The organism is Raoultibacter massiliensis (genome assembly GCF_900199545.1).
Taxonomy (GTDB): domain Bacteria; phylum Actinomycetota; class Coriobacteriia; order Coriobacteriales; family Eggerthellaceae; genus Raoultibacter; species Raoultibacter massiliensis.
The window spans coordinates 1,762,861-1,788,008 of record NZ_LT962671.1; the positions used below are offsets into that span (position 1 = coordinate 1,762,861).

23 protein-coding genes and 1 tRNA gene are annotated in these 25,148 nt (G+C 59.4%); 7 read left to right on the top strand and 17 right to left on the bottom strand.

The features are described from left to right. Positions 1-51: 51 nt before the first annotated feature. From C1719_RS11835 to C1719_RS11860, 6 genes are all read right to left on the bottom strand, one after another. Positions 52-1,353, bottom strand: coding sequence for an amidohydrolase (locus C1719_RS11835; RefSeq protein WP_102375301.1), 1,302 nt, complete (start codon positions 1,351-1,353; stop codon positions 52-54). Positions 1,354-1,452: 99 nt separating this feature from the next. Then, positions 1,453-2,565, bottom strand: coding sequence for a protein kinase family protein (locus C1719_RS11840; RefSeq protein WP_180963581.1), 1,113 nt, complete (start codon positions 2,563-2,565; stop codon positions 1,453-1,455). Next, positions 2,552-3,592, bottom strand: a complete 1,041-nt coding sequence (locus tag C1719_RS11845; RefSeq protein WP_102375303.1) for an ABC transporter ATP-binding protein — start codon at positions 3,590-3,592, stop codon at positions 2,552-2,554. The genes C1719_RS11840 and C1719_RS11845 overlap by 14 nt, the downstream gene beginning before the upstream one ends. 34 nt (positions 3,593-3,626) lie before the next feature. After that, positions 3,627-4,433, bottom strand: coding sequence for an ABC transporter permease (locus C1719_RS11850; RefSeq protein WP_102375304.1), 807 nt, complete (start codon positions 4,431-4,433; stop codon positions 3,627-3,629). Further along, a complete protein-coding gene (locus C1719_RS11855; protein ID WP_180963582.1) occupies positions 4,433-5,308 on the bottom strand; it encodes an ABC transporter permease in 876 nt (291 codons plus the stop codon). The genes C1719_RS11850 and C1719_RS11855 overlap by 1 nt, the downstream gene beginning before the upstream one ends. 131 nt (positions 5,309-5,439) lie before the next feature. Then, positions 5,440-6,786, bottom strand: a complete 1,347-nt coding sequence (locus C1719_RS11860) for an ABC transporter substrate-binding protein (protein WP_219717861.1) — start codon at positions 6,784-6,786, stop codon at positions 5,440-5,442. Between the two features lie 161 nt (positions 6,787-6,947). Here C1719_RS11860 and C1719_RS11865 point away from each other — a divergent pair, with 161 nt between their 5' ends. The 3 genes from C1719_RS11865 to C1719_RS11875 all read left to right on the top strand — a co-directional run bounded on the left by C1719_RS11865 (position 6,948) and on the right by C1719_RS11875 (position 10,930). Then, a complete protein-coding gene (locus tag C1719_RS11865) occupies positions 6,948-7,895 on the top strand; it encodes a nucleoside hydrolase (RefSeq protein WP_102375306.1) in 948 nt (315 codons plus the stop codon). Between the two features lie 108 nt (positions 7,896-8,003). Then, positions 8,004-8,852: an Mrp/NBP35 family ATP-binding protein gene (locus C1719_RS11870; RefSeq protein WP_102375307.1), complete on the top strand. Its 849-nt coding sequence runs from the start codon at positions 8,004-8,006 to the stop codon at positions 8,850-8,852. A 200-nt stretch (positions 8,853-9,052) separates the two neighbouring features. Further along, the gene (locus C1719_RS11875; protein ID WP_102375308.1) at positions 9,053-10,930 is read left to right on the top strand and encodes an FAD-dependent oxidoreductase; all 1,878 of its coding nucleotides are present in this window, start codon (positions 9,053-9,055) and stop codon (positions 10,928-10,930) included. Positions 10,931-11,108: 178 nt separating this feature from the next. On the opposite strand, the gene C1719_RS11880 is transcribed toward C1719_RS11875, so the two are convergent. Genes C1719_RS11880 through C1719_RS11890 form a run of 3 tightly spaced genes read right to left on the bottom strand, consistent with a single transcriptional unit; the run spans position 11,109 to position 13,560 of the window. Further along, positions 11,109-11,528, bottom strand: a complete 420-nt coding sequence (locus C1719_RS11880) for a SufE family protein (protein WP_102375309.1) — start codon at positions 11,526-11,528, stop codon at positions 11,109-11,111. A gap of 21 nt (positions 11,529-11,549) precedes the next feature. Beyond that, positions 11,550-13,109 (bottom strand): hypothetical protein, encoded by a 1,560-nt coding sequence (locus tag C1719_RS11885; RefSeq protein ID WP_102375310.1) that lies wholly within the window; start codon positions 13,107-13,109, stop codon positions 11,550-11,552. Between the two features lie 28 nt (positions 13,110-13,137). After that, complete coding sequence (locus tag C1719_RS11890) at positions 13,138-13,560, bottom strand: hypothetical protein (RefSeq protein WP_102375311.1); 423 nt, start codon at positions 13,558-13,560, stop codon at positions 13,138-13,140. Positions 13,561-13,807: 247 nt separating this feature from the next. Here C1719_RS11890 and C1719_RS11895 point away from each other — a divergent pair, with 247 nt between their 5' ends. Then, entirely contained in the window at positions 13,808-15,376 is a 1,569-nt protein-coding gene (locus tag C1719_RS11895; protein WP_180963583.1) for a helix-turn-helix domain-containing protein, read from the top strand. Between the two features lie 107 nt (positions 15,377-15,483). On the opposite strand, the gene C1719_RS11900 is transcribed toward C1719_RS11895, so the two are convergent. Next, complete coding sequence (locus C1719_RS11900; RefSeq protein ID WP_102375313.1) at positions 15,484-15,972, bottom strand: hypothetical protein; 489 nt, start codon at positions 15,970-15,972, stop codon at positions 15,484-15,486. A gap of 402 nt (positions 15,973-16,374) precedes the next feature. Here C1719_RS11900 and C1719_RS11905 point away from each other — a divergent pair. After that, a tRNA-Ala gene (locus tag C1719_RS11905) sits at positions 16,375-16,450 on the top strand. 96 nt (positions 16,451-16,546) lie between these two features. On the opposite strand, the gene C1719_RS11910 is transcribed toward C1719_RS11905, so the two are convergent. Further along, complete coding sequence (locus tag C1719_RS11910; protein WP_102376053.1) at positions 16,547-17,119, bottom strand: DNA-3-methyladenine glycosylase I; 573 nt, start codon at positions 17,117-17,119, stop codon at positions 16,547-16,549. A 154-nt stretch (positions 17,120-17,273) separates the two neighbouring features. Continuing rightward, on the bottom strand, positions 17,274-18,254 hold the full coding sequence (locus C1719_RS11915; RefSeq protein WP_102375314.1) for a substrate-binding domain-containing protein: 981 nt from the start codon (positions 18,252-18,254) through the stop codon (positions 17,274-17,276). 180 nt (positions 18,255-18,434) lie between these two features. Here C1719_RS11915 and C1719_RS11920 point away from each other — a divergent pair, with 180 nt between their 5' ends. After that, entirely contained in the window at positions 18,435-18,860 is a 426-nt protein-coding gene (locus C1719_RS11920) for a TOBE domain-containing protein (protein WP_102376054.1), read from the top strand. A gap of 159 nt (positions 18,861-19,019) precedes the next feature. Here the strand turns inward: C1719_RS11920 and C1719_RS11925 are convergent, their stop codons facing one another. Further along, entirely contained in the window at positions 19,020-19,538 is a 519-nt protein-coding gene (locus C1719_RS11925) for a gamma carbonic anhydrase family protein (protein WP_102375315.1), read from the bottom strand. Between the two features lie 162 nt (positions 19,539-19,700). Here C1719_RS11925 and C1719_RS11930 point away from each other — a divergent pair, with 162 nt between their 5' ends. Continuing rightward, on the top strand, positions 19,701-20,018 hold the full coding sequence (locus C1719_RS11930) for a hypothetical protein (protein WP_102375316.1): 318 nt from the start codon (positions 19,701-19,703) through the stop codon (positions 20,016-20,018). Positions 20,019-20,092: 74 nt separating this feature from the next. Here the strand turns inward: C1719_RS11930 and C1719_RS11935 are convergent, their stop codons facing one another. From C1719_RS11935 to C1719_RS11950, 4 genes are all read right to left on the bottom strand, one after another. Then, entirely contained in the window at positions 20,093-20,392 is a 300-nt protein-coding gene (locus C1719_RS11935) for a CDP-alcohol phosphatidyltransferase (protein ID WP_102375317.1), read from the bottom strand. Between the two features lie 144 nt (positions 20,393-20,536). Next, positions 20,537-23,092: a homocysteine S-methyltransferase family protein gene (locus C1719_RS11940; RefSeq protein WP_102375318.1), complete on the bottom strand. Its 2,556-nt coding sequence runs from the start codon at positions 23,090-23,092 to the stop codon at positions 20,537-20,539. Beyond that, positions 23,085-23,849, bottom strand: a complete 765-nt coding sequence (locus C1719_RS11945; RefSeq protein ID WP_102375319.1) for a vitamin B12 dependent methionine synthase — start codon at positions 23,847-23,849, stop codon at positions 23,085-23,087. Before C1719_RS11945 ends, C1719_RS11940 begins: the two co-directional genes overlap by 8 nt. Positions 23,850-23,858: 9 nt before the next feature. Further along, positions 23,859-24,743, bottom strand: a complete 885-nt coding sequence (locus C1719_RS11950) for a methylenetetrahydrofolate reductase (protein ID WP_102375320.1) — start codon at positions 24,741-24,743, stop codon at positions 23,859-23,861. Between the last annotated feature and the right edge of the window lie 405 nt (positions 24,744-25,148).

The following is a 25,148-nucleotide window of genomic DNA, read 5'->3' on the forward strand; positions in this document are numbered from 1 at the left end:
AAGCCTTTCGCGAATCGGCCCGCCCGCCGCATCTTGCCGCCAGGCGACTTCTTACAACGAGGCGATGATGCGCTGGGTGCGCACTTCGACTTCCGCCTTCGCACGCTCCACATCGATCGTCGGCCATTCGCCCTCGCGATAGAGCACCGCCCCATCGGCCATGGTCAAACACACATCGGAGCCGTGCCCGGCGAACACGAGGTTGTTCAGCATGTCGGTTGCGGGGCACCACGACGGACCGCTCGCGTCGAGGACTGCGAGGTCCGCCTTCGCACCAAGCGCTATATGCCCGCAATCCTTGCGTCCCTGCGACAGAGCTCCCGTGCGCGTGGCCGCCCGCATCGCGCTTGCGGGCGACACGGCGGTCGGATCGAGGTTTGCGCCCTTCTGGATGAGCGCGAGAACGTAGAGGTCCTGATACATATCGTGGTTGTTGTTGGAGGCCATCCCGTCGGTACCGAGCGCAACGTTGACGCCCCGCTCGAGCATTCGCACCACCGGCGCGAACCCGCTGCCGAGCTTCATGTTGGAAACCGGGTTGGATGCAACGTAGACGCCCTTCGCGGCCAGTATCTCGATATCGCCGTCGTCAACCCACACGCAGTGAGCGGCCGTCACGGGAACATCGAGCACGCCGAGGCTTTCGAAGTAACGGATCGGCGTCATGCCCTCGTGGCGTTCTTTGCACTCTTCGTGTTCGAGCTTCGTTTCGGACACGTGCACATGGATGTTGAGGCCCTTCTCCTTTGCGAGCTTCGCGATGTCGGCCACCACGACGGGGTTCGACAGATACTCGGAATGGATGTTGTAATCGATGAGGATGCGGCCGTCGGCGCTGCCGTGGAATTCCCTTATCAGATCTTCGTTCATCCGGCAGATGGGGTATTCGGCATACGGCTTCGGCTCGAACGCAAGAAGTCCCTCGCACGCGTTCATCTTCATGCCGCATTCGGCGACCGCCTGGATGCGCTCGCGCGTGTGGTAGTACATATCGCTGAAGCTCACCGTGCCGTAGCGCAGCATCTCGGCGCAGGCGAGCATAGTCGCCCAATAAGTATCTTCCCCGGTGATCTTGTCCTCGAAGGGAAACACGCGGTCGTTGAGCCAGGCTTGCAGGGGCAGATTCTCGGCGTAGCCGCGCAAAAGCGTCATCGGAGCATGCGCGTGGGCGTTGTACATGCCCGGCACGAGCAGCTTCTCGTCGCCGTCGTACACCTCGCCGTAAAGCGCCGCCTCTTCGGGTCCGGGAGCCGTATCCCCGATGTAGGCTATGCGACCGTCGAGCGTGCCGACCCATCGGTTCGTCTGCACCTCGAAGTTTTCATCGAGCAGGGCAATATCGGAAAACAGCATTGACAACTCCTTATCTCGTTTTGCAGGCGCGACCAGCCCGCAAGCCAGTACTATATCATTGACGAGCAGCGACCTTGCAGGATGCAAGGCTCGCTCGGGTCAAAACCCGAAGTACTCCCGCTCGACAAGCGAGAGAAACGAATCGCCGAGAAACGACTCCACCTTGCCGAACGTGTAGGCATCGGCAACCGATCGTTCGCCGCTTCGATGCTGGGCGTAGGCCATCGCGCACCACGTGAGTCCGCGCAGGCACGTAACGCTCAGATAGGCGGCCGTGCGCTCCCGCAAAGAACCGAGCTCGAAGCGACCGGCTGCCATGCGCTCGTACGTTTCGACAAAACGGTCGATATCGCGGGAATCGAGCACCGTTTCGGTTTTCCAGAACGTCGTCGTCGGCGCGAGGAAGTGCGCGATGTCTTGCTCGACCTCGCCCGCAACGGGCTTCTCCCAGTCGACCAGATAGCTGGGAAGCCGCTCGTTTATCAGGAAATTACGGGAGTTGAGCTCGGTGCTCACGATATGGCGACATGCGGGAGCGTAAGGTTTTTCCGCAACGCGGCGAGCATGCGCGAACAGGCGCTCGATACGCCGGACCGTTTGGCGATCCGCGCGCGCCCACCGTCGGTAAACCCGAAACATCGCCTCGCATTCGTCGACGACGGCCCCCAGGGGATCGGCGGGCACGACAAGGCCATGGCCGTCGGGCAGCGCCACGGCATGCACGTCGACCAAGATTTCGGCGGCGATGTCCCTATCGGTTCCGTAGGACAGCGGACGGCCGGGAAGGCATTCCTCCACGAGCACCCCTTTGCCGAAATACGACTTCGACGGATCGACGAACAGCACACGCGGCGTCCGGCCGCTCGGTTCGAGCAGCGCCAGAGCGCGGGCCTCGTAGCCGATCTGATCGTCCAGATGCATCTGCGATCCGAGATTGACGCGAAACAGCAGCTTTTTCCCCGTGACGGGGTGGGCGAAAGAAAAATTCGCGTTGTATTCGCCCCGCGCGAGCAGACGAGCCTCGATCGGTACGCCTTCGGGCAGGTCGAGCGCCGCGCGCGCGGCGGCGCTTCGAGCCAGATACGCTTCCACCTCGCACGGCTCGAGGCCGCAAGCCGGCGCCGACGACATCCCGCAATCGCCCGGCACCTGCTTCGTCTTTGCCGCGCAGGCGCAAGATCGCCCACCGCTCGTCAGCTCATCGTCCGGCATCGTCGCCACCCTCTTCCGCGTACACGAATACGCCCGATCCGTCGAACGCCACGCCGACGAGGGCGCCATCGGCAACCGGCGAAGGCGAGGGGACGCTCAGCGATTGGCCTTCGAGGTCGATCCGAACCAGATACGTCGAGCCGCGGTACACGCAGCATCGAACCGGAAAGAGCGGCGGCATGCCGGCATCGACCGCGGCGGCGCTCTGCCGTATCACCGCCGTGGCAGAACCCGGCGCCACGCCCTTGGCCGAAAGGCTCAGCGGCCCCGCGGAAAAAACGCCGTCCTCCACAACGCCTTTGATCGTCGAGCAATCGCCGAAGCACGCGGCGATCTCGCTTGTTGCCGACCGCTCGAACAGCTCGTCGGGAAGCCCGAACTGCTCCACCCTGCCGCCGCTGAGGTACACGATGCGGTCGGACATCTCGATGGCTTCGATCGCATCGTGGGTCACCATGATGGTCGTCATGCCGAATTCGCGGTGCAGCTTCAGCACCAGCGAACGCATCTCGTCGCGCAGATGCTCGTCGAGTCCCGAAAAAGGCTCGTCGAGCAGCAGAACCTGAGGCGTTGCCGCAAGGGCGCGCGCCAGGGCGACGCGCTGCTGCTGGCCGCCCGAAAGGCTCGACACCTCGCGCTTGCCGAATCCGTCGAGCTGCACGTGGGCAAGCAGTTCGCGTGCCCGCTCAAAGCGCGCATCCTTTCTCATGCCCCGCATCTTGCAGGGAAACGCAACGTTTTCTTCGACGGTCATGTTGGGGAACAGCCTCATGTCCTGAAACACGTAGCCGACATTGCGTTTGTGCGCGGCGACCCCGTCGACTGCGCGCCCGTCGAACGCGATCGAACCGCCATCCTGCACGAGAATGCCCGCGATGATTTTAAGAAGAGTCGATTTGCCCGCGCCCGAAGCCCCGAGCAACGAGAGAAACTCCCGATCGTACGCCTCGAACGATACGTCGTCGAGCACGCGCTTGGCGGGCTTCGTCCCCAAATCGATCGTTATGCCGGATACCGATAGCTTCATACAGTCGGACAGCTTCCTTTCGTATCAACCTCGATCAATCGGTGAAATACTCGGTCTTGGCGGGCGAGAACCGCTTGAGCAGCAGCTCGAACAGGAAGAACACGCCGAGCGTCACCACCATGAACACAACGCCGTACGCGCTGGCAATCGTGCGGTCGCCGCTTGCCAGATACGGAAACATCGTGAGCGCAAACGTTTTCACCGTACCACCGCCCACCAAAAGCGTCAGGAAATACTGCGAAAACGACGTGATGTAGGAAAGAGAAGCCGCCGAAAGCAGCCCTGGCAGCAGCAGGGGCATCTGCACCTCGAGAAGGGCCCTCACGGGGCCCGCGCCCGAAACGCGCGCCTGCTGCTCGAACTTCTTGCCCGCCGCCGCGGTCACTTCGCTCATGATGGTGATCGCATAGGGCAGCGCGATGATGGTATGGGCAAGCACGACGCCGAACACCGTGTTGGCAAGACCGGCACGGAGGAAGATCACCTGCACGCCCATGGCGAACACCGTCGCCGGAATGAGAAACGGCAGCACGGTCGAAAAGCGGAACAGCTCCTTGCCGAAGAATCGATGAAAGGCAAGCGCACGGGCGGCCATGGCCGCGATAACCGTCGAGAGCACCGCCACCGCAAGCGATATGCCGATGCTCGTCGCAAGCACTGAGCCCAGATCGCCCGAAGTCACGAACAGCTCGACGATGCCGCGATCGGAAAACGATTGGGGGAGCAGCTCGGGCCACGGCCACGAGCTTGTGAACGCCCAGGCCACGACGATGGCAAGCGGAACAAGGACGCAGGCTACATGCAAGGCGACGAACAGTTTCGCGACGCGCTTTCCACCCATCAGCGCCTCCTTTCGCGCTGCAGCACGACGAAGTACGCGATGGCGAGCACCGTGCAGATGAGCACCATGATGCCGTTGATGGCCATCGCATAGGAGCGGTTCAGGATATCGGGGTTTTGGAACTCCATGTAAGCGAGGACGGGAATCGCCTTCGGCAGAGTCGGCCCGAGCAGAAACGGAACCTCGTAGGAGCCGAACGAAAAGGCGAACACGATGAGGAACGCCTTCACGAGCGCGCCCCTGCACAGCGGCAGCGTTACGGAAAAGAAGGTTCTCAGAGCAGATGCCCCCAGCGTAAGCGCCGCTTCGCCGTAACGGTCCGACACGTTCGCCATGATGGCGATGGTGCAAAACGCTACGAAGGGCACCTCCTTCCAGAGGTAGACGAGAATGATGCCCCATCCGTTCGGATCGCCCACAACGGAGGGAAACGCCCCTATCCCATCGATGACGCCGAGCGCGTAAAGGGCGCGGGGGACGAGCCCCGTGCCCGCGAATAGCGAAACCACGAACAGCACGACGAGGGTATGCGCGGTCATGAGCGGGATGTTGATGCCGATGATCCGAGCCGCACGCGAAGCCGAAAGGCGCGTGAGCGCCGCCGACAGCACGATGCCGCCCACAACGGCAAGCGCCGAGGACACCGCCGAGAGGTAGAGGCTGAATCCGAGCGATGCCGTGAAGTCCGAGCGACTGAGCGCCTCGATGTAGTATTGGAACGTGAACTCGGTCTTTCCGAGAAACGGCATGACCCCGAATCCTTGGAGCACGCCGTTCACCACGCCGTACACGAAAATGAGAACGAGGACGACCGTGGGGGCGATGAGCGCATACGGGGCCAGCGCTCCTCTGATCTTACGCCCTCGCAACGACATCGCGCCTCGTCCTTCCTCGCCTGTTTTCGCAAACCGATACGACGCCGCCGACGCCCGGCCAGCCGCTGGAGCCCGCAGGTTCCGCGTCGTCCGAGCCGCAAGCGGCATCGCAAATCAGTATAGCGGTATCGCTACTTGCCGATAACCTCGTCGAGCCACAACTGTTCGATTATCGGAATCACCGGACCGGCGGCCTCGACGATGCGGTGATCCAAAAGCTCGTCGATGGGAAGCTGCGTCACGCCGAGCGGCACGTCCTCGAACGCCTTGCGATCGGCTTCGGGGAGCTTGTCCATATCGAGCACGCTGATGTTCGCAAGCTCCTCGTACTGCGAAAGCTGCATTTCGGGGGAGATGACCTCGTTGATCGCCACGAGTGCACCTGCTTTGTTGGTCGCGTTCTTGGCGATGGCCATGAAGTTGGAGTTGCCCACCGTGCCGGTTTCGAAAATGAACGAACGGGTGGTTTCGGGCAGCGTTCCGTTTTTGACGAGCGCCTCGGGTGCGCCGTAGCCCATGTTCATCACAAGCTCGCCATCGGCGTACATCGTATCCACCGTGGCGGCATCGGCCGGAAACGTCGAACCCTCTTTCCAAAGATAGGGATTGAGCGAGCGCAGGTATTCGAGGCCCGGATCTACGACGGCTTTGACCGATTCGGTTGTGGGGTTCTCCATCGAGGAGAGCTTTTCGAACTCGTCTTTCCCGACGACGCCCGCAATCAAGCACGAGATGAACGCCGTGCCGGCGAAATCGCCCGGCTCGGGGTAGGTGACCTGCCCCTGGTGCTCCTGGCAAAACGCAAGGAACTCCTCGGGGTTCGCCGGCATGCTCTTCACCTTTGCAGAATCGACCCACATCTGCATCTGGGCCTTGCCGTAGGGCGCTTCGTAGCCTTCGACCGGCGAGCCGAAATCGTAGAGAACCTCGTTGCTTTCGGCGTCGATGTAGTCGTTGAAGTTGGGCAGATATTGGGTGAACGGGCCCCACAGATAGCCGTTTGCCTTGGTCGAGTAGAAGTTTTCGCCGTTGATCCAGATGAAATCGATGCTGCCCTCTTCCATGCCCGCCTGCATCTCGCCCGAAAGCTTCGTGAGGATGTCGTTGATGTCCATGCCGACCAGATTCAAGGTAACGTCGTATTTCTCTTTGAGCGCGGGAGCGAGGACCGTGGTGATCCACGTGTTGCGAGGCTCGGAGCCTCCCCATCCGTACCATGAAACCGTCTGACCCTTCGCCGCCTCGAGAACCGCATCCCAGTTCGCGTAATCGATCTCGCCTGCAGCGCCCTCGCCCGAACCGGCATCCCCGTCCGATCCGCCCGAGCAGCCGGCAAGCGCCGAGCCGAGAAGCACCGTTGCCGCCGCCGTCGACGCAACCGCCACGAACCTGCGGCGCGTCATCGCGCTCGGCAGCTCGCGTGCAGCCCCTGCGCCGTCTGCTCCGCCGTTTCCTTCGCGCATCCCGTCAGTCGCCATGTACGCTCCCTTCCTCGCGGCCGCCCGGTCCGCCGAGCGGCAAAACGCTCGCCCTCGATGCAACCAATGCCACCGTCTTCCCAAAACAGTTGGTTTAATCTATTATAAGACTATATCTATTAATTGTTTATTACAAGATTTTTTCTGCAAACGGGGGTTCCATGGATCAGCTGCGCAACGATGCAAAACGCATCATCTTCGATTCCGATACGACGATGGGCCTTCCCGACTGCGATGTCGACGACGGATTGGCCATCCTGTTCGCCATGGGCTGCATCGAAGCGGGGGCAACCGCTTCGATCGAAGGCATCTGCGCCAGCTACGGCAACAACACGCTCGAAGCGGTATACGCGAACACCCTCGCGATAGCGAACACGTTCGGACTCGATGCACCCGTCCTCAAGGGCGCCGTCGACAAAGACCATCCCCAATCCGAAGCCGCGCAGTTCATCGTCGACGCGGCGCACGCAAGCCCCGGCGAGCTCTCCTTGGCCGTCACGGGCTCGACCACCAACCTCAAAGGCGCCCTCGCCCTCGACCCCGACGTGCTTTCGCTCTTCCGCGAAATCGTACTCATGGGCGGCATAACCCGCACGCTCGCGTTCAACGGCACCATCATGGACGAGCTGAACCTGTCGTGCGACCCGCAGGCAACCGAGATGATCTTCGAGGCAGCCGCGCGCGGCGCGACCGTTGTCGTCGCAACCGCGAACAACTGCTTGCCCGCCTCGTTCAAGCGGGAGGAATTCCTCGACCGCATCGATTCGGGAGCCAAGGGGGGCGGCACGGTCAGAAACCTCTGCGCATCGTGGTTCGATACGATGGAGCGCTGGTACGGCCTCGACGAATTCTGCTGCTGGGACGTGCTTGTGCCGGCGTACATCCTCATGCCCTCCCTTTTCGAAGACAACCCGTTCGACGTCGTATTGGACCCCCGGCTCATCTCGGCGGGATTTCTCGAGCCGGCCTTTCCCGGAGCACCCGCTGCGCGCATCAACGCGCCCCGCATCGCCGACGCGAAGATGTTCTGCGAGCAAGCCTACCGCATCTGGGATGCTGCCATCGCCGCAATAGATGGCCGGGAGCGGTTCGATCTTCGCACTTTGTGATACCATACCGCCTATCACGAGATAAAGCCTTGGCGCCGCTGCAGCAAGACGAGAGACGCAGGGCTTGGATGAGAACGGCCCGTCAACGGGCAAAAGAAAGAAGGAGTCATGGCAGAAGAATGCACGCATGAATGCTCCGGCTGCGGGGTATCCGACTGCGGGGACCGCAGCCAACCGGTCGACCACACGCTCAAACCGAACGACCAATCGACGATCAAGCACGTGATCGGCGTCGTCTCGGGCAAGGGCGGCGTTGGCAAATCGCTCGTCACGAGCCTGCTCGCCAGCAGCATGCAGAAGAAGGGATTCAAGGTCGGCATCCTCGACGCCGACGTGACGGGTCCCTCCATCCCCAAGACCTTCGGCATCACCAACCCGCTTTCAGCCGACGCGAACGGCATCCTGCCGGCGCAGACGCAAAGCGGCATCAAGGTCATCTCGACGAACCTCATGCTTCCCCAAGACGACCTGCCCGTCGCATGGCGCGGCCCGGTCGTCTCCAACGCGGTTCGCCAGTTCTTCAACGAGGTGAACTGGGGCGAGATCGACTACCTGTTCGTCGACATGCCTCCCGGAACCTCCGACGTCCTTCTCACGGTGTTCCAATCGCTTCCCGTCGACGGCATCGTCACCGTTTCGGCTCCCCAGGAGCTCGTTGCGATGATCGTCGGCAAGGCTGTTCACCTGGCTCAGGATATGGATGTGCCGATCCTCGGCCTCGTTGAGAACATGGCTTATTTCACGTGCCCGGACTGCGGCAAGAAGCACCATATCTTCGGTGAGCCTCAAGGCAAAGAGGTGGCAGAGCGCTACGAGATCCCGGCATACGCCACCCTCCCCATCGATCCCGATTTCGCTCGCCTGTGCGATGCCGGCAAAGTCGAAGAGTACGATGTCGCCGATGCGCTCGATCCGATCGTCGCCCAGATCGAAAAGGCGGAGTGGAAGGCCGAATAGCCGGGCCATCCGCACGATTCATCTGCACGTTGCGGCTACGTACAACCAACGGTGTAGCCCATGCGGTTCTCTACGCTGACCGCATGGGCTTTTTTGGTTTCTTTGCTTGAATTATCCCCTTTCGGTTACTATAAAACGAACCGATTCGCATCGCTCGGGAAATCCCCTGAAGCGTTTTTCGCATACGAGGAGCCGGACCCATGGACCACGAAACCGGAACGCTCGACGAGCTTCGTCCGAAAAGAGATCTCAGCCGCCGCGCCTTTCTGGGGCTTGGCGCCGCTGCGGCCGTGACCGCCGGCGCGAGCCTTGCGGGATGCACCCCTTCGGCATCGGTCTCGACCACAGCCATCGACGAGTCCAACAGCGGCTCAACGGGAGCCTCGGGCATCGCCGCCAACGACACCTCGACGCCCGAATTCCTTCAGATTCCCGACCCCATAGCGGAGAGTTCCCTCAAGGAAACCATCGAAGCGGATTTCGTCATCATCGGCGCGGGGCTTTCGGGCCTCTGCGCAGCACGCGCCGCGGCGGAAAACGGCGCCGAAAAGGTCATCGTGATCGAAAAGGCCGACTCCTACCAATGCCGCTCGAACCAGGTCGGCACCATAGGCGGCCAGGTTCAGGAAGCCCTTGAGATCGACATCGACGGTAAACAGGTTGTGTCGCAGCTCATGAAGGAGTGCGGCTACCGCCCCAACCAGCGAATCCTCAGCCTTTGGGCCAACCATTCCGGCGAAGCGCTCGATTGGTTCCTCGAACCATGCGCCGGCGACTACGTCATCGAAGCCGAAAGCGATCCCTATGACGGGGAGAGCATGTCGGTAAGAAAACTCCACTGGCCCCACCCCGAAGCCGCCCATCCCGAAAACGACTACTACCCCGTCTTCGACACCTGCCAGGTACTGCTGCCGGAGCTGCATCCGTACCTGAAGGAAACATACCAGGCCTGTCTCGATCTGGGCGTCGAATTCAGATTCTCGACATGGGCGCGCCAGCTCGTTCGCGGCGACGACGGCAAAGGCCGCGTCGAAGCTGTGATCATCATGGGCATCGACGACGGCTACCGCAAGGTAAACGCATCGAAAGCCGTTCTGCTCGCAACGGGCGATTACTCGTCGAATACCGAGATGATGCAGTACTATGTGCGTTGGGCAACGCGATTCAACAGCATATTTCCCAATGTGGACGCGAAGGGGAACAAGACCAATACGGGCGACGGCCAGCGTATGGGCATGTGGATCGGTGCGAAAATGGAGGCTGGACCCCACGCGCCCATGACCCACCACCTCGGAGGCCCTCTCGGAGTCGACGGTTTTTTGCTCGTCGACGTCTACGGCGACCGCTTCATGAACGAAGACGTGGGCGGCCAGTGGCTGCAAAACCAGATATCGCGCCTGCCCCAGAAGAAAGCCTGGCAGGTATTCGATTCGAAATGGCCCGAGCAGATCGGCTCCATGGACGTCGGGCACGGCAACGTGAACTGGTACGTGGAGAACGCCGACGACGTACCGAACGGCTCGTACGGCAAGAACGCCTACATCTCCGACGAAGCCAGCGAAGACGGCAACACCCCCGGCTTCGATTCGTACTTCTCGGAAGACGGCGAAGGCGTGTTCGCCAACACCCTCGAAGAACTTGCCATACGCATGGGCGTCGATGCAGATGCGCTGAAGAACACGATCGATCGGTATAACGAACTCGCCGAAGCGGGCGTCGACGAAGATTTCAACAAGCGCTCCGATCGCATGTTCCCCATCGTCGAGCCGCCCTTTTACGCTTACCCGATGACCGATACTGTGCTGCTCGTTTGCATGGGAGGCCTTGTTACCAATACGAATTTCCAGGTGATCAACGCCGAAGACGATACGCTCATCGAGGGCCTGTACGCCGTCGGAAACTGCCAAGGCGGCAGATTCCTCGTCGACTACCCCCTCGCCGCCCCGGGCATCAGCCATGGCATGGCGATCACGCACGGAAAAATCGTGGGCGAGATACTGGCCGAAATGGCAACAGGCGTTAAAAAGGGCAGCGTGAAGACAGCCGAAAGAGAACCAGCGGAGAGCCCAAACGAATAACGGCATATGCGACTTTCCGGCGTTTCGACAAAACCATTTGGGCTTCGCCGAAACGCCGGAAGACACGGCGACAGGAGTAAAGCCGCCGTACTTAATGGCGATAGCACCCCGCTCGGCGTCATGGTGCCGAGCTTCGAAACAAGAACCACGATGCCAACGCCCACCGCTTTTCGATCCGTCAGCAGGCACGCGCGAAAGCCTGAATCCGCTCGACAATCTTTTCGATGCCGCTGCGCCGAGAAGCGTCGAAAGTGTCCATCACTCTCGCCTCCTGCAGAAACGATACGGGAGCCAGGGCGACATCCGAGCATTGCCGACCTTCGAAAGCCTCTGCCAAAAGAGCGATAATTCCCTTCACGACAAGGGTATCGCTGTCTGCCTCCATATGAAACGCACCGCCTTCGCAGGACAGCTTTAACCACGCTTGGCTCTGGCATCCCCGCACTTTGTATTCGTCACGCCTGTCATCTTCGTCCAATGGACGAAATCTGCGAGCAGAATCAAGCAGCAACTCATAGGTGAACAGCGGATCGTCCATCTCGGTGAAACGAGCGACTATCTTGTTTTGCGCTATGCGTATGCGCTGATCGACTTCCATCTTATCCACCGGCAATCCCAGTTACGCACAGGCGATCACATCAAACCCGGCAATCTGCCCATAGCGAACGGTCGCATCGAACACATCTCCATACACCAAGGCCATATGGTTGCCGGTGGCCTTGCTTCCCTCGTTGAAAGCATCTATGTCGTTCACGGCGTAGTACACGCCTTCAGAGCAGTTCTCGTCATAGTAACCAGCCCCGGAAACGATGCTTCCACGCGCCACGAACAGCTTCGAGCACGTCGGGTCGAACCGCGCAACGGTGACCACCTGCCCCGCGTCCTTTGCAAAATCGTACCGGATGGTAGCTCCCCAGCGACCATCCATCGCAAAGGGGCGGATGGCATAATCGCTCGCATCGGCATCGAAGCCCTTGAGTTTCCGATTAGGCGTGGAATGGTAGGTGCAGACAATGCCGCTGCGGCCCTCGATGGACTCTTTGAATGCGGCGAAAGCCTCCTCGTGCTTGGACAAAGACTTTGGGGCAGACACGGTAGAATCGACATCGTATTTCACGATCATCGTATTGCCCATGTACGGGGCGGTACGCGAAATTGCGCTAAGAAGCTGCATGGAAACCAGAGCGGTCACATCATACTCGCACGCAGAGCAGATACCCTCTTCGTTGTTCAGCGAGTGGTTCAGACACATCGTGAACTGCTCTTCGTTCAGACGACGGGTTGCGCACATGTCGGGGCACGGAGCCGTGAAACCGTTGCACCCGGTCTTTGCAAGCAGCTTTTTCGTAAGGACATGAGCTTTCATGGATTTGGCGACGTTTTCCTTAGGCATATCCACTTCGCAAGCGCAAGCAACCAGTTCGTCGGTCATGCGCTCTATCTCTGCTGCTTCCTCTGCCGTAATGTTGTTTTCGACGCGACCCGGAAGCGAAGGGTTTTCGGACGGATCGCACTCGTGCGTCTGATCCACGAATTCGTGAAGATTCATGTAGGTGAAGCGGATGCCCATCTTATCGGCGACAACCCCATGGTCGATAAAGGAGTCGGGTGCGCTGATGGAAGTGGTAGAATTATTGCGAACGAGAGCAAGAACGCGAAGACTGCCCATAACCTTGCGCGCAAGAAGAGCCCTGACATCCGTTTCGGCTTCTTGCCAGTTGGTCCAACCGTAGCATTCGCAACCATGGGCGCTCAACGTCGCAATGGTAGCAGTGCCCGTCGCAGAGCCAGTGAGCAGGCAGGCAATCGGCTTCTTAGTACGCTTGGCAACCTGCAGAGCCAAATCGATCCCGAAGGGGTAGTAGGTTACCGCGTAGAGATCAACCTCCTCCGCGTCAGCGCAAGCCTCGTCGAGTATCTCGTCGGTAAGGGGAAACGTCTCGTCCCGCTTGCTGACGTAAGGATCCATAACGTTTACGAATCCGAACTTGCCGAGATTATTGACAAGCTGCTCGTTCCAATCTCCTGCTATTTGAGCGGTGCGCGCCTCGTCGAACTCAGCAGTCAGTTCCTCCCCCCTGCCAAAACGACAGGGACCCTCGAACACGTATTCGTGAACGAGCCCGATCGTGAGTGGCTTGATATTGAGCTTCACGTCCTGTGCATTGTCGATGCTCATCTTTCCGTCTCCTTTCGTATCCTTGCTTTTATATCTGCCCAGCAGCACGTCGTGCCTCGATCTGGGAAAACGCACGCTGGGCGATGTCCGAAACGCTCTTTGCAGTTCCGATGTATTCTGGAGAAAGATCAATGGTCAAATCTTTTTTAAGTTTCATGAGGAGAAGGATCTGCTTTGTTTCCGCAGACGATGCGCCAGCGCAATTCAAAGAGGTATCCCGAAGCCCGTCTGGCTCTCCGCCGCCGATGGCAGCCCTTTGATGCTCAAGGCTAAACGAAGCAAGCTCGCGGATGTCATCCGACCAGAAATCGCCGTCATCGATAACGAAGCGCAAGCGTATGTACTCCTTCAGGAGCGCAAAGAAATCCTCGGCTTGAGAGGCGCGAGCCATGCGAACCATCGTTTCATCTGAGAGAGCGAGATTGCGTTTGAGGCGCTCGGCGTAATCCACTGCAAACCTCCATACCGACTGCCGTTTTCTCCGATGACGAGAATTCTAGTCAGCACAATTCTTGTTTCTTACGTTAAAAAAACCTAAAATATAGTTAATTATTGGCTATTTTGCATGGAGACAAGCGGTGTTCTCTCTCAATATGCTCATCGACGGCATGTCGGAATTCAGAATCGCATCAGAGCCAGACCGTCATCTTTTCTTCGACCTTCTGCTCATATGCCCCCCGAGCCGCGAAGAAGAACATATGCTCGAACCAGCAGACGAACCGAAAGCGAGAGCGACGAAGTCTCCCCAGCCCACCCGTTTCACCGAATTCGATGAAACGGCTGAATCCGGATCGGGAACAACCTTGTTCGTCGGCGGACCGAGCGAATCGCTGTCTTTCCTCGAAGCCAACGCCGATGCGTACGCATGCATTCTCCAAAACGAAGCCGAACCCTTCTCGGACAACCATCGGGAGCTGATGTCTCGCTGCTATGTCCTGATCGCAAGCGACCCCTTTCCCAGTGCGCTTTTAAAAATCCAGCAAGCCCATAACCGAATCCAGCTATGGCAAGATCGCATGAAAACCGAACTGATCCACCATGAAAGCTATCAGCGGCTTTTGGACTGCAGCGAATCGATGCTCTCGAACTTCGTTTCGATAACGGACTATTCTTTTCAGCTTCTCGCTTTCACTAAGACGATCGAGCCGAGCGACGGCGTTTCGCAACGCCTTATCCGCAACGGATACCATGATCTGGAAACCATCGAAATCTTCAGGCGCAACAACCTCTTCAAAACATGGGAGAAGGAAAATGGCCTAAAAATTCACGAGAACCCTTTAACGACGGACACCGAGAGCGCATCCTACATATTCCGTCTGAACGGCGCCTATTTCATCCACATTGTAATGAGGTTCAACAAGAGGCCTAGAACCAAAGGCCTCGTCGACACATTCAAGGTGTTCGTTAATCACGTTGAGATTCTGGTGAGGAAAGACTGGATCAAACGAAAAAAGCAGGGGCCGGCATTCGCGAAAACACTCACGGGACTCTGCACGGGAAAGCTCGATAAGCAAACGGTCATCGAGGAAGAGCTGGTTTTGGCAGGGATACCCAAAGAAGCCCGCTTTTCGGTTTTGGCCTTCTCTCCTTCGGCGTTTCCAGAAGAGCTATTGCCGAGCGAGCGTCATTACTATCAAACCCAGCTGGCTATGGAGTTTCCAAGAGACAAAATGGCAAGCATCGGAAACAAATTCATCTTGCTGCATGAGCACACGCAAGAAGATAGGCAAAACGATCCGGTAGACGACCAGAGAGAGGAAACCCTTTTTCTCTCCTGCGTTGCCGCGTTTCTCAATGCCCACGGAGGCCTCTGCGGCCTATCTGATCCAGTCGAGTCGGCATTCGAGATACGCTTCGCGTATCTGCAGGCTCTATACGCCCTCTCCCACCGAAGCGCACTGCCCCCCTCCCTCGAGAAAAAGCCCTTTCCTCCTATCACGGTATTTCGAGAGTGCCTCTACGACTTTCTTCTTGTAGGACGCAGCAACAAGGAACTCTATTCGTATTTGCAGGCGCACAGCCTGATCGAGAGAATCGAACGAGACGACAGCGTCAACAATACCAACAATATGGATGTCCTCATCACCTATCTGTACTGCGAAAGAAAGGTCAGCATTGCGGCAAGAACCCTGTTCATGCACAGAAACTCTTTTCTGTACCGCATCGAATCCCTGCAGAAGAAGTACCGCCTCGATTTCGACTCGTTCCTCTTTCGGCAAGCCTTCTTAGCCGAATACAGCATCAGGAAGCAAAACCGAACAAGCTAGAAACTGCATGTTCGACAGCCCCGCCGGCGTCGGCCGCCCTTTGCTTTCTCTCGACCGCGCGAAAGCAGATCCCTACAATGAGCCCGCTCCGAACAAAAACGCAACTCTCAGGGATGCACGTCGAAGTACCCCGTCTGCTTGCGCACCTGCCACGCGCATACGGCAAGGGATATGATGAAGAGGCCGCTTATCAGGCTGCTCGGATCAAGGGCGCCCTGCGACAAACTGCCCGCAAGCGCCCAGGCGGTCACAACGGCGTCAACGAGCGCAATCCAGAAGAACAGGGCGATCTTTGCGGGATTCTTCGCACCGCGGATGCCGAGCAATGCGACGACGACGTTGATAACCGCTCCCACCATAGCCGAAACGCCGAGGAACTTGGCGAAGAACTGCGCATCGATGTCGGCTCCGAGGCCTTCGATTCCTTTGAGAAGGTCAGCGGGGACGAAACCCGAGAAAATCACAAGCAGGGCGCCGAGCAAGACCTCGAGCGCCGCCCAGACGAGCAAGACGATGCAAAGGCGGCGCAACCACACCTGCCACGACGTCATCGGTTTCCCATCGGCGCCAACGGGAACCTTCTTTTCTTTTGTCATCGCCTACCATCCAATTCAAGCTGCCCGATTCTCGCGTGCGCGGCTTCGCCGTATCGCTGCCGAAGATATATAACGTAATTCATTATACTGCACTTGTCCGAGACGAGTCCGACGAACGCTCTGCCGCTGATGTCCGCCAACCGTCCATCAGCTTCTTTTCGGAGAGATGATCTGGCTTTTTGGATTTCGCTTGAGGATTGGCGAGTGCAGGATGCAGTTGCAGGAGCAAAGGCGGATTCGGCAGATTCGGATCGCCAGGCGAATCCGTCGCCCTTGGTCGGACGAGACGGACGGGATCGATCCTCAAGCTTCGATCCCCTCGGAGGGCGTTGGATCGTTTTCGTAAAAATTGGGGCTTGACCGTGTGTTTAAGTCAGGTATACTAAATCTCGCACTTTTTACGGGGCCTTAGCTCAGCTGGGAGAGCGCATGGCTGGCAGCCATGAGGTCAGGGGTTCGATCCCCCTAGGCTCCACCATACATTCAAAACCACTGTTCGTCAGTGGTTTTTTCTTTTTAGTACGCCTTGCCGAACGCCCTGGGCTGCTGCCAGTACAGAGCCGAAGCGACGAAACTATGCGTCTGCTCCCTGGCATAGAAAGCAATCGGCAACATGGTCGTTCACCATGCCTATCGCCTGCATGTAAGCATAGATGATCGTCGAACCGACGAACCTGAATCCCAACTTCTTCAGATCCTTGCTTATCTGATCGGAAAGCGGTGTAGACGCCGGCACCTCGTCCATCGTCTTCCAGTGATTCATGATGGGGGCATGGTTCACGTAAGACCATATGAACGCATCGAAGCTTCCGTGCTTTTCCTGCACTTCCAGAAACGCCTTGGCATTCGCAACGGCAGCATGCACCTTGAGTCGATTCCTGACGATCCCCTTGTTTTCCAACAGCTCCTGTATCTTCGCCTCGTCGTAGCGTGCCACCTTGTTCGGGTCGAACTCATCGAACGCCTCTCGAAACGCCTCCCGCTTCTTGAGTATCGTGATCCAGCTCAGACCCGCCTGCATTCCTTCGAGTATCAACATTTCGAACAGCTTGTCATCGCAATGCAGAGGCCGCCCCCACTCGTTGTCGTGATAATCGATGTACAGGGGGCTGCCCCCTGCCCAAGAGCATCTGGTTTTTTCACGCATAGGACACCTCTCGCACGCTGGTTTACCGACGATACGTTGCATTGTAAACGCCCGAGCGCTTTCCGGTTCGAGGAAATGGCGGTACGCGAAACGATACGCAGCCGCTTTGCCGCATCCGATCCCTCGGAGCTCGCCCGTCGAAGCGGGCATCCCGCTACGTCTCGTATATGCATTCACCCAGCAAGCGGAAATCGTATCCCACCATGCTTGCAAGACCTTGTTTGTAAGCATCGCTTTTCAGGCAGCGCTGCACCGTCTTCGCAATGCGCTCGGTCGAAGGTTTCTTGGCAACCACCAACACGAGCTGCTCCGCCTGCAGCGGGAGGTAATCGAGTCCGCGCACTTGATGATACACTTTTTCGGTACCCACGCCCACATCGGCGTCCTTGCGCGCGATCAGGGAACCCTGCACGAGGGCCGACGACACCTCGCGCTCGTAGCCGGGTATCGTTTTCGGATCGGCTTCCATGATGCGCAAGCGCTCGTCGAGCAGCACGCGCGCCGCCGCTCCCCTTTCGCGATTCGCAAGCACCGCACCCGAATGGATAAGATCGGCCCACGAGCGCAACCCGAGCGGATTGCCGCGCTGCACGAGCAAACCCTGGGTGTAGCAGGCCATCTGGAACACCTTCACGGGCATGCCGGGCAACAGGCGCTTGATATAGGGAAGGTTGCAGGTTTCGCTCGAACTATCCCACAGGCTCACCGCCGCCGCATCGAGATACCCGAAATACAGATCGACGAGGGCTTGGTAGCTGTTCTGGTAGCTTCGCAGCACATACGCGCCCGATTCTGCCAAACACGTCGCCAGTCCATCGACCATGGCATCGGCGCCGCCGAGCAAAAAGGCGTCGGCTGCCGTGCGGGGGATACGCTTCCCGATGCCCGAAACCGGAGGAACCCACGTAGCGAGGCTTCCGCTATCGGAGGCAGCGGAGCCCGTACGGAAGATAGCCGATCCCTGCTTCGATCCGGCGATATACGCCTGCACATCATCAAGCGTGAAGCGCAGTTTCCTCCCGATTTTATACGACGAGAGCTTCCCTGTTTTCGCAAGGCTGTAAACGGTGTTCTTGCTGACATCGAGCATGTGCGCAACGTCTTCTGCGGCCAAAGCTTTCTGCTTGAACTCCATAGCCTTCCTTTCTATTCTCGTTTTAGTATAGTATGATTCTGCGCGAAACGTAACGAGACGAAGCGGATTCCCAACGATTTTGCGACAGGGGTTGAAGCCTTGCCGAAAAAACGTAGAGTGGCAGATGTCACCAGGAAAGAGCCGCTGCAAACCGCAGCGGACGAAGAAAAGGAGCACGCAATGAAGATTTCCGCGCGCAACCAACTCGCAGGTACCGTAGCCGCCGTCAAGGAAGGCGCCGTGAACGGCGTCGTCACCATCAAGGTTGGCGATCATACCATCAAGAGCGATATCACCATGGAAGCCATCAAGGACCTCGGTCTCATCGAAGGCAAGAAAGCCATCGCCATCATCAAGGCCTCCAACGTCCTTATCGCCGCAGGCAGCGAGCGCATCGACACCATCTCCGCGCGCAACCAATTCCCCGGCACCGTTGCCAAGGTTGAAAAGGGCGCCGTGAACGGCCATGTTGCCATCGAGATCGCCGATGGCGCAAAGATCACCGCGTCCGTCACCAACGAGGCCATCGAAGATCTCGGCCTCGTCGAGGGTGCCGCCGCCGTGGCCATCGTGAAGGCAACCGACGTGCTCGTAGCCGTTGACTAACCTTAAGCGAAACCGCAGCGCCGGATAATCGGCAACAAGAGAAAGCGGCCCCGCCGCAACAGCAGCGGGGCCGCTTTCGTTACCCAGAGCCGCCGAGGAAGCGCAATCGCAGGCGATAAGGGATCGCCCAACGCAGGCGGCGCACGATGTGCATTCGCTCTATCGCACGTCGCAGCGCTTCGCGTACTCCTTCGCATCGTCAACGTACACCTGGGCGTTTTTCGCAGTATGGGCAACCGTCTCGTCGTCGAGCGTGCGGACGACCTTTCCTGGAACGCCCACCACAAGCGAGCGTTCGGGTATCAGCTCGCCTTCCTTAACGAGCGCCCCCGCCGCAACGAGCGAACCCGCCCCTATACGGGCGCCGTTCAGCACCGTGGCATGCATGCCGATAAGGCAGCCGTCCTCGACCACTGCGCCGTGCACGACGGCGTTGTGCCCCACCGAAACGCGCTCCCCGATGATCACAGGGCATCCATGGTCGGAATGCAGCGTTGCGTTATCCTGTATGTTGCTCTTGCTCCCGATGCGAATCGAATCGACCTCGCCCCGGATAACCGCGCCGAACCAGACCGAGCTCTCTTCTCCCAAAACCACGTCTCCGCTCACCGTGGCCGTATCCGCAACGAATGCCGCCTGCGCCGTATCGGGCTCCATGCCCTTGTACTCGACGATCATGCTCTCTCCTATCGCTTCGCGTTTCGCACCGAGTATACGGCAACCTCGTCGTCGCGCCTAGGCGCGACGACCGCGCAGAGCCGTTTCCGCCCTTCGAGCGACTCTGCTTGCATGCTCGCAACCGATATGGGACAATGCGGCACCACCGAAAAGGAGGAAACCATGCACATCGAACTGTCGGATGAGTTCGTTTCATCAAACATCATGGGACCGAACACCGTTCTCATCCCCGAAGAGATGCTCCTATCCTGGACCCCCGAAGATCTTTCCACCATGCACTCCTGCTCATGGTGGGAAAACCTGCTCGGACCATCCGATTCGATCGATATCGTTTCGATCGGGGAAATGGCGTGCTTCGATCAAGCGTGGACCGATTGGCTCGCCTGCGACAACGAGTACGCGCGCGCCGACAGAGCAGCCATGGAAGCCGGTGCGGGCGCCTTCATGAACCTCGTCGCCATCAAGGCCCTCAAGCGCTAAAAGGCGACGCCTCTCGACGGGCGGTTCGCCATGAAACGCGTTGGCGGCTGGGATTCCAGCCGCCAACGTATCGGCTATTCGCTTTTTTCCGAAGCGTAGAAAACCGCTTCGCCGAACACCTCTTCGATCGTCTTGCCGTCGACGAAGGGCAGGGCCATGAATTCCGCCATAGTGGGAACCAGCTCGCTCGCATCGGTGTAGTGGCCTTTTTCGTTGAGCTTCGCCGTGTCCTGCGCCCGCCAATACATGTCGTTCACGTCGGTCAGGTAGTACAAAGCGCCGTTGACCTCCATGTAAGCGGAATGATGAGCGCGCAGATACATCGGCAGCTCATCGAAGGACACGTCAAGCTCTTCCGTTGCTTTCGTTCCCATACGGGCCCCCTTCTCTTCGGGAAATACCATGCACCCATCATAGCAACTTAAAGCCACGTGCGGAACTCAGAATCGCAGATTGAGCTGCAAGTCCCGCTCTGTCGACCGCGCACGCGCAGCAAGCGACCGAAGCCCTCGCCCGTCTTAAACCCGCCCGCTGAAGAACTCGCCGGCGATGCGCGCGGCCTCGGCCGCATCTTTGCCGTAATAGTCGGCACCGATTATTTCGGCGTATTCCGGATTCAACACCGCTCCCCCCACGAAAACCGTACAGTCCGGCACTTCTTCGCGCAGCAGGCGTATCGTTTCCTCCATCGCTTTAACCGTCGTGGTCATCAACGCAGAAAGACCGACCAGCTTCACGTCGTGTTCCCTCACCGCCGCAAGCACGGCCTCGGGAGAAACATCGCGGCCGAGATCGATCACGCGATACCCGTAGTTTTCCAGCAGCATCTTGACGATGTTCTTCCCGATATCGTGAATATCGCCTTTCACCGTAGCGAGGATGATGCGCTTATCGCTCTCGAGCGTGCCAGGCTCGGCGTTTGCCCGAATGACGTCGAAACCCGCTTTCACCGCCTCGGCCGAAGCCATCATCTGGGGCAAGAAGAACTCGCCCCGCTCGAACTTCGCACCCACAAGATCGAGAATGGGAATGAACACGTCGTTGATGACCGACAGCGGCTCGTGTTCGGCTAGCAGCCTGAGCGTCGCCTCTGGCATCTGCTCCTTGCGCCCCGTCATGATGAAGTGGCGAGCCGCTTCGACGGGATCGTCGCTTCGAGCCTCCCCCGCCGGCGCTGGCGCAGAAACGGCCTGCGTGCCGTCAGATGCCTGCGCAGCCCGAAAGCCTCCCTTGTACGGATCGGGTTTGGCTGCGTACTCCTCGATGAAGTTCGCCGCCTGCCCGTCTTCGGCGTCGAGCACGCGGAAGCTCTTCACGACATCCATGTAGCGCTCCGAAAGAGGATTCAGGATGGGCATGTCGAGGCCCGCGCCGAACGCGGCCGCTAAAAACGTCGCGTTCACCAGCTCGCGCTGGGGAAGCCCGAAGCTCACGTTGGAAACGCCGAGCGTCGTGCGAACGCCGAGGCGCTCCTTCACAAGCGTTACGGCCCTGAGTATCTCGCGCGCTTCCTTTTGGTTGGTCGACACCGCCATGACCAGGCAGTCGATCACGATATCGTCACGCGGGATGCCATACGAAGCGGCGGATTCAACGATGCGCTGCGCGAGCGCGAACCGCTCTTCTGCGGTTGGCGGGATGCCGTTTTCATCGAGCGTGAGGGCGACGACGGCGCACCCGTAGTGCTTCGCTATCGGGAGCACGGTCTCAAGGCTTTCGCGCTTGGCGTTCACCGAGTTGATGATGGGCTTGCCCGCATAGCGGCGCACCGCCTCCTCGACGGCCTCCGGATCGCTCGAATCGATTTGGAGCGGCAGCGCAGTGGCAACCTGGAGCTTCTTGACCAGCTCGAGCAGCACGGCCGGCTCGTCGATTTCGGGCAACCCTACGTTCACGTCGAGGATCTGCGCGCCTGCTTCCTGCTGAGCGATCGCCTCGCCGATCGCGTAATCGAGATTGCCCTCGCGCAGCGCCTCTTTGAGCCGCGGCTTGCCCGTGGGGTTGATGCGCTCGCCGATCACCGCCGTGGCGGCCTCGGAGCCTTCCAGGATCACCGCCTCCCGTGGCCCGGCTACGGCGCAGACGGAAGCAGGCTCGCGCAGGCTGGGCGTGCGGCCGTCCGCCAGAGCGGCGATCTTCTCGATGTAGGCGGGCGTCGTTCCGCAGCATCCGCCTACGATGGTTGCCCCCGCTGCGAATATGCGCTCCATGGCTCGGCCGTACTCATCGGGTTCGACATCGAACACCGTCGCATCCCCCTCGATGCGCGGAAGGCCCGCATTGGGCCGCACGACCACGGGGCAGCGCGCGTATTTGACCATCGTCTCGACGATGGGTGCCAGCTCCGCGGGTCCGAGCGAGCAGTTGACTCCAACCGCATGGGCTCCGAGTGCCGAAAGCGTGAGCGCCGCCACCTCGGGACTCGTGCCAAGGAAGGTTCTGCCATCCTCGCCGAACGTCATGGAGATGAAAATCGGCAGATCGCAGTTCTCCTTCGCAGCGAGCACGGCGGCTTTCGCTTCGAGCAAATCGGTGAACGTTTCGATGGCGAGCAGATCGGCTCCCGCCTCTCGCGCCGCAACCACCTGCTCGGCGAACAGATCGTACGCCTCGTCGAACGTCATGGTTCCCAGCGGCTCGAGCAGAGCCCCGATCGGGCCGATGTTCGCAGCCACGTAGCGGCCTCCCGCATCGCGCGCGCACGAGATCGCCGCCGAGAAAACCTCCTGAACGCTCGCTTCGCCTGCGAGCTTTCTCCGGTTTGCGCAAAACGTATTGGTCGTGAGCATCTGCGCTCCGGCGGCCACGTAATCGGCATGAATGGCCGTGATCGCCTCGGGGTTCGAAACGGTGAGAAGATCGGGTTCCTGGCCGGGTTTTACAAGGCCCCTCGCCTGCAGAATGGTTCCCATTGCACCGTCCTGCACGAGGTATTCCTCGCCTCGAAGAACGGCCGCAAGATGCTCGTCTTTGATCGCAAGGCCCGAAAACCTATCGTAGGACGCGCCTTCGCAAAAAGCCGCATCGCCTCCCCGTCGGGTGCAGCGGAGGCTCTTCGCCGATCTCTTATCCATGGCAAACCCTTCCCTTTGCACGCAAGGTGCAGAAATCCTTCATATTGCATGACTCGCATACCCGCGGCTTTTCCGCGGCGGGCGGCGCATCGAACAGCCCCACGATCGCGGTGATGCTTTTCGTAGGCAGAAGCAGATCGGTATCGGTTACCGACAATCCGATGGTTTCGAACGCCTTGAGCACCGAAAGGAACTGCGGCTGCACCGACAGGGGCAGGTCGCCGTAGCCGGGACCGTACCGCCAATTCGCATGGAGTCCGCGCTCAGCCGCCTCGGCTACGATGCGCGCTTCCGTCGCGTCGGCAACCCGCTCGATCAAAGCAGAGCACGCCGCATCGTAGACGAGCGCATCGAGCGGGTTGGCGATGTTGAGCCGCGCAAGCTCCTGTTCGCTTCGCGCACCCAGCGTGCAGGCGAAAAGCGCGCATTCCCGCGCACCCCGCAGATGGCGCACGATATCGAAACCGGGAAGGCGCAGAGAGGCGCCCGCAACGTCGACGTAGGCCAAGCCGTCCGCGCATTGGGTTTCGCCGCACGGCTCCTCAGCGCCGCCCGCGCAACCGACCCCGCCGCTCGGATCCACCGCATCGGCCCCATGCACGGCGATGCCGAAATACCCCACGATGCTTTTCGGGGAAAGATCCTGCTCGCAGCGATCGATGATGGCATCGATGCGCCCGAGAAGCCCAGGTTCCATCGCCTGCCCCGCGTAACCGAGGTAGCGCAGGACTTCGTTCCTGTCGACCCCGTAACCCATAGCTGCCACCTACCGCCAGCAGGGCTTGCGAAACGCGGCGCCCCTTTGGGCACGCAGCGCCTCGACGGTCGCACAGGCGATATCGGGCTGGTTCATCGTGTAGACGTGCAGGCCATCGATCCCATGGGCCTGCAGATCGGTCAGCTGAGCGCAAGCGTATTCGATGCCCGCCTTGCGCAGGCTCTCCGAATCGTCTTCGTACTTGGCTAAAAGCTTGATGATGGGCGATGGCAGCGAAGCGCCGCACATGAACACCATGCGCTGAATCTGGGCTTTCCCGAGAAACGGCATAATGCCCGCCGCTATGGGCACCGACACCCCCGCATCGAGGCACGCTTCAAGGAAACGGTAGAAATACCGGTTGTCGAAAAACAGCTGCGACACGAAAAAGGAGGCGCCCGCATCCTGTTTCTGCTTGAGATGCTCGACGCTCTTCTCAAGCAGGTCGCATTCGATATGGCCTTCGGGATACGCGGCCGCACCGACGCAGAACCCTTCGTCGGACAGCCTCCCGATGATATCCTTCGCATACGCATAGTCGGTTGTTTCGCAACCCGCAACCCGATCCCCTCGCAGGGCGAGCACGTTTTCGATGCCCTTCGCCTTAAGATCGGCCACGCGATCGGCCAATGCATCCTCGGTTAAACCGATGCACGTGAGGTGCGCCATGACCGGAATGCCGAATTCCGATTGAATCATATGGGCGACATCCGCCGTAGCGCCCGAATTGCCGCTGCCGCCCGCCGAATAGGTGACGCTGATAAAATCGGGTTCGAGATCCGCCAGCTCTCGGGCGACCGAATGCGCGACCTCGAGGGAGAGATCCCCCTTGGGCGGAAATATCTCGAACGATATGGGCTGGGAGCCCTGGGTGAATGTTTCTGCAATCTTCATGCGAGCATTATACCCGCACCGATAAGCTCCGAGGACCGAAAGCCCGCAATTCGATACAACCTCGGAAAAACGGCGCCGAAATGGCGGTCAAGGCATGCTTCTGTCATCTTCTTCATGTTAGGATTGAAAAATTCCCAACGTTTGCGCAGGTCGCAAAAATCAAGGAGACCTGCGGCGGCCCGAATGGGTCCGATCACACCGAAAATGGCGCGTTTTACCGACAGAAGCATGCCTTGACCGCCATTTTTGACGTGATTTTCACAAAGGAAGCTCTTACGCAACGCATTCGCGACCTCGAACGTTCGGAGTCGCGAGCGCTCGGGGATCGCAAGAGTTCGGGGTTGCGAGCATTCGGGGTTGCGAGCGTTCGAAACGCTGTCGGCATCGGCAGAATCCCGAATGCTC

Coding starts and splice junctions, on each gene's coding strand:
- C1719_RS11835 (WP_102375301.1), bottom strand. CDS start 1,353: ATGCTGTTTTCCGATATTGCCCTGCTCGATGAAAACTTCGAGGTGCAG.
- C1719_RS11935 (WP_102375317.1), bottom strand. CDS start 20,392: ATGGGAACGAAAGCAACGGAAGAGCTTGACGTGTCCTTCGATGAGCTG.
- C1719_RS11860 (WP_219717861.1), bottom strand. CDS start 6,786: ATGGCGACTGACGGGATGCGCGAAGGAAACGGCGGAGCAGACGGCGCA.
- C1719_RS11950 (WP_102375320.1), bottom strand. CDS start 24,743: ATGAAGATTGCAGAAACATTCACCCAGGGCTCCCAGCCCATATCGTTC.
- C1719_RS11840 (WP_180963581.1), bottom strand. CDS start 2,565: ATGCCGGACGATGAGCTGACGAGCGGTGGGCGATCTTGCGCCTGCGCG.
- C1719_RS11930 (WP_102375316.1), top strand. CDS start 19,701: ATGCACATCGAACTGTCGGATGAGTTCGTTTCATCAAACATCATGGGA.
- C1719_RS11895 (WP_180963583.1), top strand. CDS start 13,808: ATGCTCGAACCAGCAGACGAACCGAAAGCGAGAGCGACGAAGTCTCCC.
- C1719_RS11900 (WP_102375313.1), bottom strand. CDS start 15,972: ATGACAAAAGAAAAGAAGGTTCCCGTTGGCGCCGATGGGAAACCGATG.
- C1719_RS11940 (WP_102375318.1), bottom strand. CDS start 23,092: ATGGATAAGAGATCGGCGAAGAGCCTCCGCTGCACCCGACGGGGAGGC.
- C1719_RS11910 (WP_102376053.1), bottom strand. CDS start 17,119: ATGCGTGAAAAAACCAGATGCTCTTGGGCAGGGGGCAGCCCCCTGTAC.
- C1719_RS11925 (WP_102375315.1), bottom strand. CDS start 19,538: ATGATCGTCGAGTACAAGGGCATGGAGCCCGATACGGCGCAGGCGGCA.
- C1719_RS11915 (WP_102375314.1), bottom strand. CDS start 18,254: ATGGAGTTCAAGCAGAAAGCTTTGGCCGCAGAAGACGTTGCGCACATG.
- C1719_RS11880 (WP_102375309.1), bottom strand. CDS start 11,528: ATGGAAGTCGATCAGCGCATACGCATAGCGCAAAACAAGATAGTCGCT.
- C1719_RS11845 (WP_102375303.1), bottom strand. CDS start 3,592: ATGAAGCTATCGGTATCCGGCATAACGATCGATTTGGGGACGAAGCCC.
- C1719_RS11870 (WP_102375307.1), top strand. CDS start 8,004: ATGGCAGAAGAATGCACGCATGAATGCTCCGGCTGCGGGGTATCCGAC.
- C1719_RS11885 (WP_102375310.1), bottom strand. CDS start 13,109: ATGAGCATCGACAATGCACAGGACGTGAAGCTCAATATCAAGCCACTC.
- C1719_RS11865 (WP_102375306.1), top strand. CDS start 6,948: ATGGATCAGCTGCGCAACGATGCAAAACGCATCATCTTCGATTCCGAT.
- C1719_RS11920 (WP_102376054.1), top strand. CDS start 18,435: ATGAAGATTTCCGCGCGCAACCAACTCGCAGGTACCGTAGCCGCCGTC.
- C1719_RS11875 (WP_102375308.1), top strand. CDS start 9,053: ATGGACCACGAAACCGGAACGCTCGACGAGCTTCGTCCGAAAAGAGAT.
- C1719_RS11850 (WP_102375304.1), bottom strand. CDS start 4,433: ATGGGTGGAAAGCGCGTCGCGAAACTGTTCGTCGCCTTGCATGTAGCC.
- C1719_RS11855 (WP_180963582.1), bottom strand. CDS start 5,308: ATGTCGTTGCGAGGGCGTAAGATCAGAGGAGCGCTGGCCCCGTATGCG.
- C1719_RS11945 (WP_102375319.1), bottom strand. CDS start 23,849: ATGGGTTACGGGGTCGACAGGAACGAAGTCCTGCGCTACCTCGGTTAC.